Below are 14,248 nucleotides of genomic sequence, written 5' to 3' on the forward strand. Positions count from 1 at the left end.
TTTTCCTCCTTACGCTGTCAACAAATCTTCATCCTAATACGGCGAATATTAAACAGCTGCTATATTGACTTGTCTTAATTTTTACCGTATTAGAGCCTGTTTGAAAAATCATTCCTGCAATCTGCACGCCCCACTTTGCGGTATATTTTGCCCGAATTCAGTTGCCGTAGCCCGCTACGGCGCCCTCATCCGGACAAAATCTCCCACAAATTGTGACGCACATCTTGCAGAAAGCCTTTTTCAAACACGCTCTAGCTATCAGCGGGTAATTCCAAGCTCATCCAGTGCCTTCGCCTGTCTTGCCTCCATATCCGCAGCTTCCTCGGGAGTCATATGGTCATATCCCAGAAGATGCAGCATACTGTGGGCAACCAGGAAGCAGAACTCACGCTTCACACTGTGTCCGTACTCTTCTGCCTGTGCAGCTGCCCGCTCTGCGGAAATCATAATATCCCCCAGAAGAAGCTCTCCGCTGTCCAGGTCAAAACAGGACTCATCGTCCTCTGCCACAGAATAATCTGCCGGAGTCTCAAAAGGCAGCATTGGGAAAGAAAGCACATCTGTGGCTCTCTCTATTCCCCTGAACTCTGTATTTACACGCTTGATCTCTTCATTGTCCGTAAGAACCAGATTCACCTGTGCATCCCATGGACATTTCTCCATGTCCAGCACCTTCTCGGCAACGATTTTCGCAAGAGCGGGGCAATCCAGGCCCAGGTCAAAATCTGTCTCACATTCATATTCTATTGTAACCAAAGCTTTCCCTCCTGGTGTAATGTACAACCTTTCAGTGATCCAAAGGGATACTCCAAACTAAGCGAACTGAATAGTTGTACTTATTTTATAATATTCCAATTCGTATCTGTAATGACAACTTTCCCTTTTGAGAGTTCCATCATCAGCCAAAAACCTTCGCCGTCAGCCTGGCAGCAAACTGGGGGCACACTTAAGATCTTCCACTCCTTCGAGCTGCCCGCTTCTGCGTCTTCTCCGCAGCCTTCGCCTCTTCCTTCTCAAATGCCTTAACAATATCCTTCACAATCTTACAGCGGACAACGTCACGGTTGGTCAGAGAAATCGTGGCAATGTCATCCACATTTTTCAAAATAGACGCACATTTCTGCAGACCGGAGTCGGTCTCCTTGGAAAGGTCGATCTGGGTCACATCTCCGGTAAGAATCATTTTGGAGCCCACACCGATACGGGTCAGCGCCATTTTCAAAATAGGAAGCGTAGCATTCTGGCTCTCGTCGATGATGATCATACTGTTATTCAAAGTACGTCCTCGCATGTAGGCAAGAGGTGCCACCTCAATGATTCCCCTCTCCCGCAGCTTGGCCGCCTGATCCGGGCCAAACACATCATTCAAAGCATCATACAGCGGCTTCAGATAAGGGTCTACCTTCTCCTGCAGGTCTCCCGGAAGAAAGCCAAGCTTCTCTCCCGCTTCAATAGCAGGACGGCTGAGAATGATTCTCTCAATCTCATCATTTCGGAACATCTCCGCCGCATAGGCAACTGCCAGATAGGTTTTACCTGTACCAGCCGGTCCGATGCAGATGGTGACCGTATTGTTTTTCAATGCGTTAATGTAGTTCTTCTGGCCGATGGTCTTGGTGCGAATGGGAATGTTCTTGTAATTCAGAGTTACCGCATCCCCCAGTACCTTACGGGTACTGTCTGCAATATCCTCGTCCTGGTCATCCCCCTCGTCCGTCTCATCCAGAAAACGATGGATCATATCCACAGAAAGCTGCTGCTGTTTGCTTAAAGCTTCCTGCATGGCTTCAATAATATTCACGGCACTGCGGATCCGTCCGTCATTGGTGCCGCTTACGGTAATACTGGAATTTCTCTGGGTAATAGATACCCCAAGACGCTTCTCGATCACCTTGATCAGCTTGTCATTGATACCGAAAAGCTCCTGTAAAATGTCTAATGAGTCAATCTCTATATTCGCGGATTTCAAATGCTGCTCCTCCTTATTTCTGAGTGTGCTTCAAAAAATATTCTGCCAAATATGGGTCACCATTTGCAGAAATGCTTTTTCGCCACACTTTATTCTGTCTCTTCTGGCTTCTGACTTTCCGCGTCAGATTCTTTTATACTATCCTGCTTCTCCAATTCTTTCTTCTTACGAAACTGCTCTACCGCTTCCCGGATGGCTGCCTCTTCCTCTTCCTTCGCAATCTTGCGGGCAAGGGAAATTGTCTGGAAAAAATTGCTCAGCAAAATCACAGCCAACGGTACCAGGATCACCGGGATAAAAATCAGCGGATTGGAAACCAGTCTGGAAATTTTTCCCAGGATCACAGATGACCAGATCACTTTTCCCACAAGGTATTCTGATTTCACATCATAGGGGTCTTCCACATTATTCCCATCTCCCTTGGTGGTATAAACATACTGACCGCCATCTTTCTCGATCCTTACCACACGGTGAGTATTCACCGCCCCGTCCAGCATAGGATCAGAAGAATAAAAAGAAATCACATCTCCCTCCCTGATCTGGGAAGGATCGGTCTCCTGCACCAGGATCATGGTATCCACATCATAGGTAGGCACCATGCTTCCGGTAGTGATCCGAAGCAGAGTAAAACCGCCTATACTGGGCGGTTTTCCAGGCTTGGTCAGCAAGACCATGATCAGCACCACAATGGCTGCTGCTATGATCACTACTGATATAAAATTGACAATGCCGTATATTATTTTTTTCAACATGGATTAATTGTCATCCTCTTTGTTCTTACGGTCGCGGCGATCCTGCAGAGCGTTCACGATATAGTGGGACAAAGTATTGGCCTGGGCTTTGGCAATTGCTTTTTCCCTCTCCTTCTTCGCCTCTTCAAGCTGCTGCTTCACCTGCTCCAGGGATTCTGCAGATTGCTTCTTCACACGGTCCACATCCTTCTGGGCTTTCTTCTGTGCAGCTTCCACTTTCTTCTTCGCTTCTAACTGCGCTTCCTTCACCGCCTGATCTGCCTTCTTCTGGGCATCGGAAACATCGGTACGTGCCTTATTTCTGGCTGCTGCGATCATGCGGTCAGCTTCTGCCTTTGCAAGACGGGTACTCTCTTCCAGCTGGTCGGCGCGTTCTTTGGCCTGTGCCATCTGCTCTCTGGCAGATTCCATGGTCTGCTGTGCTTCCTGGCTGGCCTTCTGGGCAGCAGTTTTCTCTTCTTCAGCCTTGATGCGGGCTTCCTCACTCTGGCGGCTTGTCTCCTCTGCCTGCCAGCGGGCTTCCTCCGCCTTGCGGCCGTTCTCTTCTGCTTCCTTCAAAGCCTTGCAAGTCTCCTCATGGGCACTCTGGGCTGCCTTTAAGGTCTCCTCGCTGTCTTCTAACTGGATCTCAAGAGTAGTCCGCTGTGCTTCCAGCTGGGACTTCTGCTCTTCTAAGGCTTCCATCTGGTCCATCAAAGACTGCATCTGCCACTGAAGATCATTGAGGGAATCCTCCAGCTGGGATTTCTGCTCCTCGATTTCCTTGCAGCGGGCAGTCTCTTCCTCCAGCTTCGCCTCCGCGTCTAGCTGCGCCTGAGTCACTTCCTCAATGATCACCTTGCGCACTTCCACATCCGGAATATTGTAATCCTCTACAATCTCTTCCTTGATCTCCTTGATGAATTTGGGCTTCACGGGAGCAGGATGCTTGCTGGCGATCTCGGACATTTTCCGAGGATCAGATTCCAGAAGACTCTTAAATACGGTATAGTTGGTGATCAGGTTGGTGTACATCTGCAGCAGGTACTCTTCATCGAATTCCAGAGCGGAATCCCGCTCCTCGATGGTGTATCCCACCTCATCATAGCTTTCAATAAACTGCCAAAGCTTGTAGCAGGTACGGTAATCCGGATCCTTCATCATCAGGTTGGTACGCTGGATGGGGCTTCGCACCTTGGCACAGCCGTTCATAATGTCACAGAAAGAGCTGCTCCTTAAGGTTCTGGCCATTCTTCGCACACGGTCAATTCTTTTGAAGACGTCCATATTGTCGCTGTCATTTTCCACAAAGCTCTGACGATTCTTGATGGTCATCTCTATTTTATAGGAAATTTCCTCATAAGCATCGTCAATCTTGCTCTCCATGCTCATGGTATTGCAGGTCTCATCCCCTGTAGACCAGAAGATGACATCCGTACGTTTATCAACGAATGAGAAAAGCCTCTGGATCAGATGATAAACAAAACGGTTCTCATACAGATCATAGCTCTCCTCTGTGGTCACATTAAGAATACGGGTTGGCTGAATCTCCCCGTTCTCATTGGACGCAATAAACTGGGTATTCTGACTTAAGTGGCGCACGCTGTCTGCCGTAATTTTCTTGGCAAGGGCAACGGGCACAACCTCCTCAGATGTGGCAATAAACCTTCTGGGCTTATCTACGATATTGAAAATGGACTCAATACCTTCCTCCACAACAGTCAGCCACTGCTCATCTACAACCTTATGCAAAATCCGGTTCTTCTGCTGCAGGGTATTGTCTCCTGCCTGAACCATCTCGAACAGATATTGGAAATACCTGTCATCCTCCAGCGTCTCCCCGACCTGGGTGGTATATTTGGCATATAAGTCGCCTATCGTATTTGCCATCTTCGTTCTCCTTAACTACTTCTTAATGCAACGGTTCAGCACCTTCGCAAAACAGCGGCTGCTGAACCGTTACTCTTTAATACAGATTCTGGATTCTTCTCAGGTAAGACTTGCTGTCCTCCATGCCTGCTTTTCCGAAGGTCTTCTCGATGTAATTGATCAGGCCTGTGATCTCATCTCTTACAAAGCTGACGTTCATACTTTCGAATTTCTTCAGAACCTTACGTGCCACAATGTAATCCATGGCGTCAAGCTCTGTACCGCCGCAGGCTACATAAACCGGAATGAAATCATACATCTGCTTCATAATACGGTTACCAAAGGAAAGCTTGAATCTGGTAACCAGATAGCTGTCAAGCTTCTGCATCTTATCCATAAGATCGTCGCTGATCGGGTGCTCCACCTTGGCTTTCTGGAACAGATATTCCAGATGCTCGGTGGTCACATAGCAGGCCGGCTGCGGGTCGCACTCAAAGGCATCGGCTCTTTCATTGAGCTCGATTGGCATAGCACGGTCGTAAACCTTATCGGTAATGGTAAAGGTAGAATCATCGTTGTTCGCAGTACCCACAAACCAGGTGGCATCGGAAACATGGATCTTACCGCCATCCATTTTCACAGGATCACCCTCCCATGCGGTAGGAACCAGATCCAGAACCCACTCATCCTTGCTCGGCATCTCAAGTACGGAAAGCATTTCTGCAAAATAGTACTCAATACGGGCAAGGTTCATCTCATCCAGCACGATCAGGGTCGGCTCTTCACGGTAGTTCGCTTCATACAGCGCTCTCAAGAACTCAGTCTCATTGAAGCGCTTGGAAAACTCATTGAAATATCCTAACAGCTCACTTCTGTCACGGTAAGAAGGCTGCACGGAAACAATGGTCGCCGGATTGTAAAGATAACGGCTGAAGGAATAAGGAAGACTGGTTTTACCAGTACCGGAAATACCTTCCAGGATCAGAAGCTTACTTGCTGCCATACCGGCAACAAATCTGCGGACGATCTCAGGTGTATAGTAAAGCTTCAGCTGGCTTGCTGCAAAAAGGCGGTAGCCCTCTGCAAACTCTTCCAGTGTGATATCGTTGTTGTACTCGGGAATCTGATAGTTGGCATACTTCTCGTCCACAAGGGTAAGCTTGGGGAAACGATGGCCGATATTCTTCTTCGCTTCAGAAATAACGGCGTTTACAACCGGGGCAGACGCCATTGCAGCTGCTGACGGCACGCCCGCAGCACCAGCCACTCCGCCTTCTGCGGCAGCAATCACAGCACCGGCAGCCACAGCTCCCGCACCTGCTGCAGTAGCAGCTGCTTCAGCCAGTCCCTTGCCGCTTGTAACCTCGCCAACAGTGGGAAGCACATCATCGGTCAGGGCAGACGCCCCAACGTAAGGAATCCGCTTGGTGCCGCCCATGGCATTGACCTTCAGCGCCAGAATGCTGTTCTTCTCTTCCATCAGAGAAAGGACCTGCTTGTTCAGACGTCCGATTTCTTTATATAATGCTGCATTGTCTGTCTTGTCTGCCTTCAGCTGATGACGCAGGATCATATGGCGCACCAGAATGATCACCAGCAGCACCGGAATGGCAAACAAAATGATCATCAGGATCACTGACAGGATCTTGGCAAACACTTCCAGTGTAGGAAAATATGTACGGAAAATCAGGAAATACTCTGCCCAGCCTGTAATAAACAGCTTCAGAAAAGCCACCAGCCAGGTCACAATGTTATAAACAACCTGAGACAAAAGCTCATAGGCAAATTTCAGGAATTCACTCACAGTCTTTATACCCTCCCATCCGGGTCATTCTTCTTCGCCTTCTCAAGCTCCTCCTGTGCCTTCGCACGAAGCGCCTCAGCTTCCTCACGCATACGTCTGGCCTCCTCAAGGGCTGCCTCCGCCTCGCTCTTAGCCTTCTGTGCCTGCTCCTGATCCTTCTGGTCAGCTTCTCTTGCTGCCATGCGGATCGCTTCCTCTTCCTTGGCAGCTTCAACCGCCATTGCACGCTTCAGGCTGATGCTGATCATGATCAGATGATAGATCTGGTATACGAAGAATAAAAGCATAGGAAGCACGATCACAACCAGGAATCCCATGCTGCTGGAAAGGAAATCCATTACCTTGCCAAGTCCGGTTACGTGTCCCACATATTTACCAACAATATCTCCGTCTGAAATTACATGAAGATCGGCGATGCCGTTGTTGTTATCACCGATGGTGGTGTAGCTTCTGGCATCTCCCACTGTCTCAATACTCTGGATACGGTGGGTATTCAGTGCATATTCATTATCAATAATTGTGTGGAAACAGATAATATCCCCTTCCTTCAAAGTGGAAGGATCACATGTATGGATAAAGATCAGATCCCCTGCGCTGAAGGTAGGAGCCATAGAATCAGACTGTACGGTAAGCGGTGTATAGCCGAAAAGATTGGCCACATTCTGGTTGTCCCTGGATGCCATGGTAGTGAATGCATAAAGAGCAGCTACCAGGATCACCACCCACAGAAGCACACTGATTACGATGGTTCCGATACGTTTTAATACTTTCATTTGTTTTCTCCCTCTTAACGAAAAATGTATGTTTTTATTTTATTACGAAGTCCTCTCAAGGTCAATACCAACTATTGCCCGGAGAACGTATTTCCATTTTCATCGGTACCTGTAAAACGCATTCTGATGGAATAATCCGCAGACTGCAGTTCGTCTGTGCAGGCCTCGTCTGTGCCTTCCATCCAGATATGTACCACAACCGCCTTGTCCTGCCCCTCTTTCAGGGAAAACATGGCGTTATTATCGGAAATGCGCATGGCAGAGGCACTTCCAATGCCAAAGGTGCGAAGCGTGCCGCTGTTCTGAAGGGAATCTCCCATGCCGGGATCATACACCCAGTTCTGGCCATCCGCGGTAAAGGAGATGCGCATAGCCTGGGGAAGCTGGCTGTTTCCCGAAGAAATCAGGGTTCCATCCTCTGCGCTACTGCTGCTGTTGGCACTTGTGAGATGGACGATCATGTCCTTTTCTGCCATAAAGTGCAGGGTAAATTCCAGATAAACGCCGCTTGCGGCATCTGCTGCACTGCCGTTCTCAAAGGTAAACGTGCTGCAGTCCGAGGTGGTTACAGGCTTCATAGGCGTTGTCTCCATGGAAAAGCCTTTTTCCTGAAGGATCCTTGCCGCAATGGACTCAAAGGACAGGGTTTTCACATACTGGCCAATGGTTCTGTGGGCATCCAGGTCCATTCGCAGATCCACATCCGACACAATGTCCAGGCTCATGGAACGAACCCTGGTGTTGTCTGCAATGGAAAACCATGCCACAGTTGCCGCCGTCACCGCAACCAGAGCCATCAGCACCAGAAGCACTGAGGTGTAGAAACGGCTTCGGATCACTTTATTCTTTTTCATCCGTTACACCTCCCCCTGGTTCAGTGCCCCGAAAAATGCAAGGTGGATGTCCGCCATATCCTGGCTGATTCCGTCGGAGCAGTCCGGGTCACAGCCCTCCAGGTAAAAATAAATATCCAGCGTGTAGATCTGGTTCAGATTCATGGTAAGAAGCGGTCGGGACGGAAGGCTGATGCTGTCGCTTGTAAAGGAAACGGTGTAGTCCGCGATCGGCTGGCTTGGATCCGTGGCAGCGCTTACAGTGCCGTTCTGGTACTGAAGCACCTGGTTGCTTCCAAGAGTCTGGCCGTTTATTACCGTGTTGTAAACCTGCTGGCTCTGGGAGCTCTCATCCTCTGTAAGCCGAAGGATCACGGCGGAAGAAGTGGCCCCGTCAAACACAAGGCCCAGCCTGGAGGCGGTAAGAAGCGCTCCGCTGGATGCCTCTCCAAGAAGCCCGTCGCTCTGATCCAGATAAAGATTCACAGTGGTTCCATCGGACCAGCCTGTGCCCTGTGCCCTGATATAAAGCCTTCCATGATAATAGTACTGCTCATTTTCCACCTGCAAAAAGGCGGATGCCATTCCATCTACTGTGGCAGGGGAATAAACAAAATCAGAGAGATTCACGGTGGAAACCGGCATCAGCTGGGTGGCTGTAGTCTGGTTCACCTGGGTGATGGCAGCGGTCTCCACGCTTTGGAAGCTGCTTCCTCCCTGGCTGCTTAGCTGAAGCTCCAGTGTCTCCTCTCCTGTCCTTGCTGTGGCCGTGCTTGTGGAAACCGCCCGGTTGGATGTAAACCATGCATAGGTGGCTGCCCCAAAGGCCAGAAGGGCAAATATGGTAGTAATGCCCAGGAACCAGGACCTGAAGACGTTTTTCATTCTGCTTCTCCTTTCCGCTGCTTTTCAGCAGGCGATAATCCTACTGGTTTGCACTCACGTCCACGCCTGCAAAGGCAAGCTGGATCTGTGAATCTTTATTCTGTACCGGGTCGTAGCACTGCTCATCGCAGCCTTCCAGATACAGCCAATATTCAACGGAAGCCACCTCATCCTTTTCCAGGGTCAGTAAAGACTGGCTTCCTGCATTATATTCATTCTCATTGGTTCCCGCCTGCGCCATATAATCGGAAATGTTCAGGGAGGGATCATCCACGTAAGTGGGCTCTCCTGCTGAAGTCGCAGAGGAAACAACCGCGGAGCTTCTGGATATGGTGGTCCTGGACTGTGCACTGCCTGTGCTTCCAAGAGCATCCAGTTTGAAAATCAGATTCTGAGTTCCTGTGGAAGAGGTGATTTTCAGGCCAAGGCGCATCGCGGCAAGGGCCTGCGCATCGCTTCCAAGGTTCAGATTCTTGGGTTCAAAATATACGTCGCATGCAGCGTTCTGGCACTGCAGATATACGGTGCCGTGAATGGCATCCTGATTTACCTCGGAGTCTGCACTTGCATAAAGCACCGTAATTCCCTCCTTGGTCTGGGTGGTGCCTTTGTAAAAATTCTGCAGATTGGCTGTAGAAATGGGCTTCAAAGAAGTTGGATTTCCATCCAGAACCAGTTCACAGCTTTTGTCAAAGGGGCCATTGGAGCTGTTGGAAATCAAAAGAACGGTATCTCCAGTTCCGATGGTTCCTGCCATAGGCGTTACATTGGTGGAGGAAAGCCCTGAAAGGGTAAACCATGCATAGGTAGACCCTGTGAAAACTACCAGAAGCAGCAGGATCCACAAAACGGACAGATGAAAGGATTTTTTTAAATTTTTGACATCATGGTCATTGCCATGCTCATTGCTCACGGGCGTCACCTCCCTGGGGGATTTCATGAAACTCACTCATTATTAACTCCTGCAAAGGAAACTGCCAGGTTGCGCAGTGTCTGGCTGCATAAATTCGCGGTGCAGTCCTCATCGCAGCCTTCCAGCCAGATGTAGATCTCAATCTCTACCGGTGTTCCCACCGCCCCATCTCCTGCTCCGGTGATGGTACACAGCTTCAGGGAACTATCTTTCAATGTTACCGTTCCAGTGTTCTTGTTATACTCACAGTAGGCATCCGTCGTATACGGCGAAAACGCCACTGTGCTGCCGTCTGTCCTGGAACTGTCCAGCACATAGCCTTCACGGCCAGTGGCAGTGTTATAATCTGCCTGAGGATTCTTCTTATCACTGATTGCAAAAATATATTCCCCGTCCACAGACTGGTTCTGTCCTGCCTGATGGACCACCAGGCCTACGCGGATGGCTGACGAAATAGGATTTTTCTCGTCACTGTCCTCGAAACCGATATCGGAAAGATAGATATCCGTGGAGGTGCCGTTGGTGCGAAGAAACAGGCTGGTCTGATAGTAATCGGTCTGCTCTCCGGAGCCAAAGATGCTCGCCACAAGCCCGGACTGGCTGCTGCCTTCTGTAAATCCAAGCACTTTCTGGAAGCCGCCGCTGATTCGGTTGGTAGATACCGGAACCAGCTGTCCCGCAAAGCTGTCCAGAACCGCCGCGGAACCGTAAGTGCCGCTGTAGGAATTGCTGATCTGCAGATTCACACCGGCTCCTGCTGCCATACGCACATTGGTAGTGTGGCGGCTGGTATTATAGATATACCACGCATAAGTCGCTGATGACACCGCCAGAAAAGTAAGGAGCAGAGCCACCATCGCAGCTGTAAACCGCCTCCGCAGCTGCCTGGGATTCTCCTGCTTCCCAACACCGCCCCCTGACGCCATCCCCTTATCCAGGGATGAAATTGTATCATTCGGGTTTAAATTGTTATCGTAATTCATATTTCGACCTTATTCTATTTTTTTCGTGAATACACAGATTTTATTATAGCAGTTCCGGGGAGTATTTTCAATAAATTGGAAAAAGAAAATAGCGTAACAAAAGAAAGCCCCGGGCGGGTTCTCGGCATTACGCGGTATGTATAGACCCCACAGTCCGAATAATCAACTCAATAAAAATGGAGCAGGCAATGACTGTCCTAATCACAATCCAATGTTATAATTTTCTACTTGTTTTGCAGCAAAGTAAGCTTTTCTCTCAGAACCAAAAGTTCCTTTTCTGCATTGTCAGCGCGCAATTTTTCTAAATCTGCTCGGCGGCGTTCTTTTTCTGCGTTCATTCGTTCTTTTTCGGTATTCTTCTGTTCTTCTTTTCTTCCCAGTTCCTTTCCCAATTGTTCGCCTAACTCTCTCCCGGCCTCAAATTCCTCTTTCCGGAGCAGCTCTTCTTCCCATTCCCGATCATATTCAAATATACTCATTGCGACTACCTCCGCGCGGTGCTTCAGGAGAAAGTCCCGCAAAATCCCCTCCTGAATGCACTCTTCCACTGCTTTTTCTACCGTTTCGTTTAAACTCAGCGTTTTCTTGTATGTTCTTACTTTTGACACGTACTGGGCATATTCTTTCAGGATTCGGCAGCTCTCCATCAGTTTCTGGTTGTGGCCTTCATTGATGTTGATTACCAAAACCTTCAATTCCAGTGCAGGTTCTCCACTGACAGTTTCGTATGCATCGGACAAACGGTGTTCCATCCGTTCCCCGATCTTACGATTCCCATTGTAAAACACGATAAACTACGGCGCAGGAATTTTTAATAGGTACTCCTTTCCCAGGAGACCTGAACCCACTTATTTCGAAATCTCCTGCTCTTAAATATTTTTGGGTTAAAAGCATAGATTTCTGAAATGTGTTTAGATGATAGACCGTGCAAATGCACCTTATGATTGAAAGAAATATGCTTTTGTGTTATCATAGCACAATCCGGTCTTTTTGGGAAGAGAAAATATATTAAAAATATATAAAATTAATTTTATATGTCATATATTGATGACCATAGAAATATTTACCGGGGTCTATTTACCGGGGTCTGGTACCAATGCTAGCAATATTTATATATGTTTTTAAATAGATATAAAAGTCTTTTTTATTTTTGCTTATTAATAAAACATATGGTATGATATTGTTAAAGCAAAAAGATAATCCGTTTTTATTGCGAGGTGACATGAAATATGGAATTAAACCGACTGCTACAAAAGAAAAACATATACAATCGAGGGAAAGCCAAAATTGATTCTGTAACACTGTCTTCCTATGAGAAAGATTTTGAGTTGACATATACCCATAATTCTACGGCCATAGAAGGAAACACGCTTACTTTAATGGAAACAAAGGTGGTTCTTGAAGACGGGATTTCCGTGGGAGGCAAGGCTCTAAGAGAAATTTATGAGGTGGTAAATCACAAGAAAGCCTACCGCTATATAAGAAGCTGTATAAATGATAGAAAAACTCTGGATGAGAGTATTGTAAAAGAGATACATGCTATATTAACAGAGAATATTATGATAGGTGGAATTTACAGAAATCAGGAGGTGAGAATCAGTGGGGCTGGACATACTCCGCCAGCTGGAAATGCAATGTATGTTCAGATCAAAAATTTCTATGCAGACCTTGAATGGAAAAAGAAAGTGTTAAATCCAATTGAATATGCCGCCTGGACACATGCAGAATTTGTCCGAATTCATCCGTTTATTGACGGAAATGGCAGGACATCAAGGCTGCTTATGAATTACCAGCTGATGGCCAATGATTTTCTACCTATATCGATTGCCAAAGAAAACAGGCTGAATTATTATAGTGCGTTGGAAGAGTATGCTGTAAATGAGAATTTAGTTCCTTTTACAGATTTAATTGCCGATTTGGAAGAGAAGCAATTGGATTCTTATATAAGACTAATCAACCAGTAGGAGGAAGGGAGTTTTCCGGCATTTTCGGGTGTATCTAAAGAACTGCCAGAGAACTCTGCCCTCTACCAGCCTTATTTGATAGTTCTGGAACATATTTACTTACCTAAATATTTACCGGGGTCTGGTACCTTCACGCCCATTAAGCCAGATAAGCGTAACTATGCTCGTACATGTATTCAGGAGCACAATCGATGTCTTCGTCCATCCAGGTAACAATGCCATCTACCACCTTGCAGTCTTTAAAAATTTTTTCATCAGCCAGTGGCGCAAATGCTGAACCAGTTAAAACTGTAGCATCAAACAATCGCTGTTCACCAGTGGAAAATGTAAGAATCATCATCATATCATCCAAAGGTTTGGCTGACAATATTTGGAGATTTTCCGGCTTTTCACTGGCATAAACAATTCCGTTTAAAGTAAACATAAAATAGCCCTCCTTTACTGAAGTGGTTTGATTTTGTCGAAGTGTTCACCTTTTACAGCTTTGTTCCAGGCTGCATTTACCGGGGTCTGGTACCTTCTCACCCATTACTTGTTTTGCAGCAAAGTAAGCTTTTCTCTCAGAACCATAAGTTCCTTTTCTGCATTGTCAGCGCGCAATTTTTCTAAATCTGCGCGGCGGCGTTCTTTTTCGGTATTCTTCTGTTCTTCTTTTCTTCCCAATTGTTCGCCTAACTCTCTCCCGGCCTCAAATTCCTCTTTCCGGAGCAGCTCTTCTTCCCATTCCCGATCATATTCAAATATACTCATTGCAACTACCTCCGCGCGGTGCTTCAGGAGAAAGTCCCGCAAAATTCCCTCCTGAATGCACTCTTCCACTGCTTTTTCTACCGCTTCGTTTAGACTCAGCGTTTTCTTGTATGTTCTTACTTTTGATACGTACTGGGCATATTCTTTCAGGATCTGGCAGCTTTCCATCAGTTTCTGGTTGTGCCTTCATTAATGTTAATTACCAGAACTTTTAGCTCCAGTGCAGGCTCTCCTCTGACTGTTTCATATGCATCGGACAAGCGATGTTCCATACGTTCTCCGATTTTACGGTTCCCGTTGTAGAATACGATAAACTGCGGCGCTGGAATCTTCTGCTGTCTGCTGGAGTATAAAGAAATTCCTTTTTCTTTTATGTACTTCTCGTATTCCTTGGCTATGTACATCAGATCACGCAGCGGGATATTAGGATTGTACGTAGATTGATGCTCCCATAGAAATAAATCCAGGTCCAGAATAAATGCCAGATCATTCTTCATACTCATGTATATGGCATTCTCTAAGGTCACAATCTCCAACTGGTCACAGTTGCTGTAGTTTTTCCCATTCAGCGCATTATACAACGACAACAGATTTTTCTTATCTGAAAAAAGCATTCGAAAAATGGTATCCTTGTACTTCTTGTTTGCAGCCGGAAGGATGCTTTGCTCCTCCTGTACTCCACTGCCAGCTTGTAGTTCCATCATAATAGGTACTCCTTTCCCAGGAGACCTGAACACGCTTATTCCGAAATCTCCTGCTCTTAAATGTTTTTGA

General features: G+C 47.2%; 15 protein-coding genes and 1 pseudogene. 1 reads left to right on the forward strand and 15 read right to left on the reverse strand.

What is annotated here, in order from left to right:
* Positions 1-28: 28 nt before the first annotated feature.
* The 12 genes and pseudogenes from H8S54_RS18955 to H8S54_RS08875 form a co-directional block, all read right to left on the reverse strand.
* Positions 29-223: pseudogene (locus H8S54_RS18955) on the reverse strand (DUF6783 domain-containing protein).
* Between the two features lie 35 nt (positions 224-258).
* Entirely contained in the window at positions 259-756 is a 498-nt protein-coding gene (gene ybeY / locus H8S54_RS08825) for an rRNA maturation RNase YbeY (RefSeq protein WP_021926996.1), read from the reverse strand.
* Between the two features lie 190 nt (positions 757-946).
* The gene (locus H8S54_RS08830) at positions 947-1,969 is read right to left on the reverse strand and encodes a PhoH family protein (protein ID WP_021926997.1); all 1,023 of its coding nucleotides are present in this window, start codon (positions 1,967-1,969) and stop codon (positions 947-949) included.
* An 89-nt stretch (positions 1,970-2,058) separates the two neighbouring features.
* Complete coding sequence (locus H8S54_RS08835; protein WP_021926998.1) at positions 2,059-2,721, reverse strand: signal peptidase I; 663 nt, start codon at positions 2,719-2,721, stop codon at positions 2,059-2,061.
* A gap of 3 nt (positions 2,722-2,724) precedes the next feature.
* Entirely contained in the window at positions 2,725-4,590 is a 1,866-nt protein-coding gene (locus tag H8S54_RS08840) for a DUF2357 domain-containing protein (RefSeq protein ID WP_186901311.1), read from the reverse strand.
* Positions 4,591-4,666: 76 nt separating this feature from the next.
* On the reverse strand, positions 4,667-6,373 hold the full coding sequence (locus tag H8S54_RS08845) for a hypothetical protein (protein WP_186901312.1): 1,707 nt from the start codon (positions 6,371-6,373) through the stop codon (positions 4,667-4,669).
* 5 nt (positions 6,374-6,378) lie between these two features.
* Complete coding sequence (locus H8S54_RS08850; RefSeq protein WP_021927001.1) at positions 6,379-7,146, reverse strand: signal peptidase I; 768 nt, start codon at positions 7,144-7,146, stop codon at positions 6,379-6,381.
* A gap of 71 nt (positions 7,147-7,217) precedes the next feature.
* Positions 7,218-8,000: a hypothetical protein gene (locus H8S54_RS08855; protein ID WP_117849877.1), complete on the reverse strand. Its 783-nt coding sequence runs from the start codon at positions 7,998-8,000 to the stop codon at positions 7,218-7,220.
* 3 nt (positions 8,001-8,003) lie between these two features.
* The gene (locus H8S54_RS08860; protein WP_117849875.1) at positions 8,004-8,864 is read right to left on the reverse strand and encodes a hypothetical protein; all 861 of its coding nucleotides are present in this window, start codon (positions 8,862-8,864) and stop codon (positions 8,004-8,006) included.
* A 40-nt stretch (positions 8,865-8,904) separates the two neighbouring features.
* Positions 8,905-9,777 (reverse strand): hypothetical protein, encoded by an 873-nt coding sequence (locus tag H8S54_RS08865; RefSeq protein ID WP_186901313.1) that lies wholly within the window; start codon positions 9,775-9,777, stop codon positions 8,905-8,907.
* A gap of 32 nt (positions 9,778-9,809) precedes the next feature.
* Positions 9,810-10,760, reverse strand: coding sequence for a hypothetical protein (locus tag H8S54_RS08870; RefSeq protein WP_186901314.1), 951 nt, complete (start codon positions 10,758-10,760; stop codon positions 9,810-9,812).
* Positions 10,761-10,984: 224 nt separating this feature from the next.
* Positions 10,985-11,512, reverse strand: coding sequence for a hypothetical protein (locus H8S54_RS08875; RefSeq protein WP_173767508.1), 528 nt, complete (start codon positions 11,510-11,512; stop codon positions 10,985-10,987).
* Between the two features lie 477 nt (positions 11,513-11,989).
* Between H8S54_RS08875 and H8S54_RS08880 the strand changes: the two genes are divergently transcribed.
* Positions 11,990-12,724: a Fic family protein gene (locus H8S54_RS08880; RefSeq protein ID WP_186901315.1), complete on the forward strand. Its 735-nt coding sequence runs from the start codon at positions 11,990-11,992 to the stop codon at positions 12,722-12,724.
* 139 nt (positions 12,725-12,863) lie between these two features.
* On the opposite strand, the gene H8S54_RS08885 is transcribed toward H8S54_RS08880, so the two are convergent.
* From H8S54_RS08885 to H8S54_RS19350, 3 genes are all read right to left on the reverse strand, one after another.
* Positions 12,864-13,148: a DUF2442 domain-containing protein gene (locus H8S54_RS08885; protein ID WP_021925129.1), complete on the reverse strand. Its 285-nt coding sequence runs from the start codon at positions 13,146-13,148 to the stop codon at positions 12,864-12,866.
* A 104-nt stretch (positions 13,149-13,252) separates the two neighbouring features.
* The gene (locus H8S54_RS19345; protein ID WP_186901316.1) at positions 13,253-13,642 is read right to left on the reverse strand and encodes a hypothetical protein; all 390 of its coding nucleotides are present in this window, start codon (positions 13,640-13,642) and stop codon (positions 13,253-13,255) included.
* A complete protein-coding gene (locus tag H8S54_RS19350; RefSeq protein ID WP_186901317.1) occupies positions 13,642-14,178 on the reverse strand; it encodes an RpnC/YadD family protein in 537 nt (178 codons plus the stop codon). Before H8S54_RS19350 ends, H8S54_RS19345 begins: the two co-directional genes overlap by 1 nt.
* Between the last annotated feature and the right edge of the window lie 70 nt (positions 14,179-14,248).

This window comes from Blautia segnis, assembly GCF_014287535.1.
Classification (GTDB): Bacteria; Bacillota; Clostridia; order Lachnospirales; family Lachnospiraceae; genus Blautia_A; species Blautia_A acetigignens.

Coding starts and splice junctions, on each gene's coding strand:
- H8S54_RS08835 (WP_021926998.1), bottom strand. CDS start 2,721: ATGTTGAAAAAAATAATATACGGCATTGTCAATTTTATATCAGTAGTG.
- H8S54_RS08840 (WP_186901311.1), bottom strand. CDS start 4,590: ATGGCAAATACGATAGGCGACTTATATGCCAAATATACCACCCAGGTC.
- H8S54_RS08850 (WP_021927001.1), bottom strand. CDS start 7,146: ATGAAAGTATTAAAACGTATCGGAACCATCGTAATCAGTGTGCTTCTG.
- H8S54_RS08855 (WP_117849877.1), bottom strand. CDS start 8,000: ATGAAAAAGAATAAAGTGATCCGAAGCCGTTTCTACACCTCAGTGCTT.
- H8S54_RS08860 (WP_117849875.1), bottom strand. CDS start 8,864: ATGAAAAACGTCTTCAGGTCCTGGTTCCTGGGCATTACTACCATATTT.
- H8S54_RS08870 (WP_186901314.1), bottom strand. CDS start 10,760: ATGAATTACGATAACAATTTAAACCCGAATGATACAATTTCATCCCTG.
- H8S54_RS08875 (WP_173767508.1), bottom strand. CDS start 11,512: ATGGAACACCGTTTGTCCGATGCATACGAAACTGTCAGTGGAGAACCT.
- H8S54_RS08880 (WP_186901315.1), top strand. CDS start 11,990: ATGGAATTAAACCGACTGCTACAAAAGAAAAACATATACAATCGAGGG.
- H8S54_RS08885 (WP_021925129.1), bottom strand. CDS start 13,148: ATGTTTACTTTAAACGGAATTGTTTATGCCAGTGAAAAGCCGGAAAAT.
- H8S54_RS19345 (WP_186901316.1), bottom strand. CDS start 13,642: ATGGAAAGCTGCCAGATCCTGAAAGAATATGCCCAGTACGTATCAAAA.
- H8S54_RS19350 (WP_186901317.1), bottom strand. CDS start 14,178: ATGATGGAACTACAAGCTGGCAGTGGAGTACAGGAGGAGCAAAGCATC.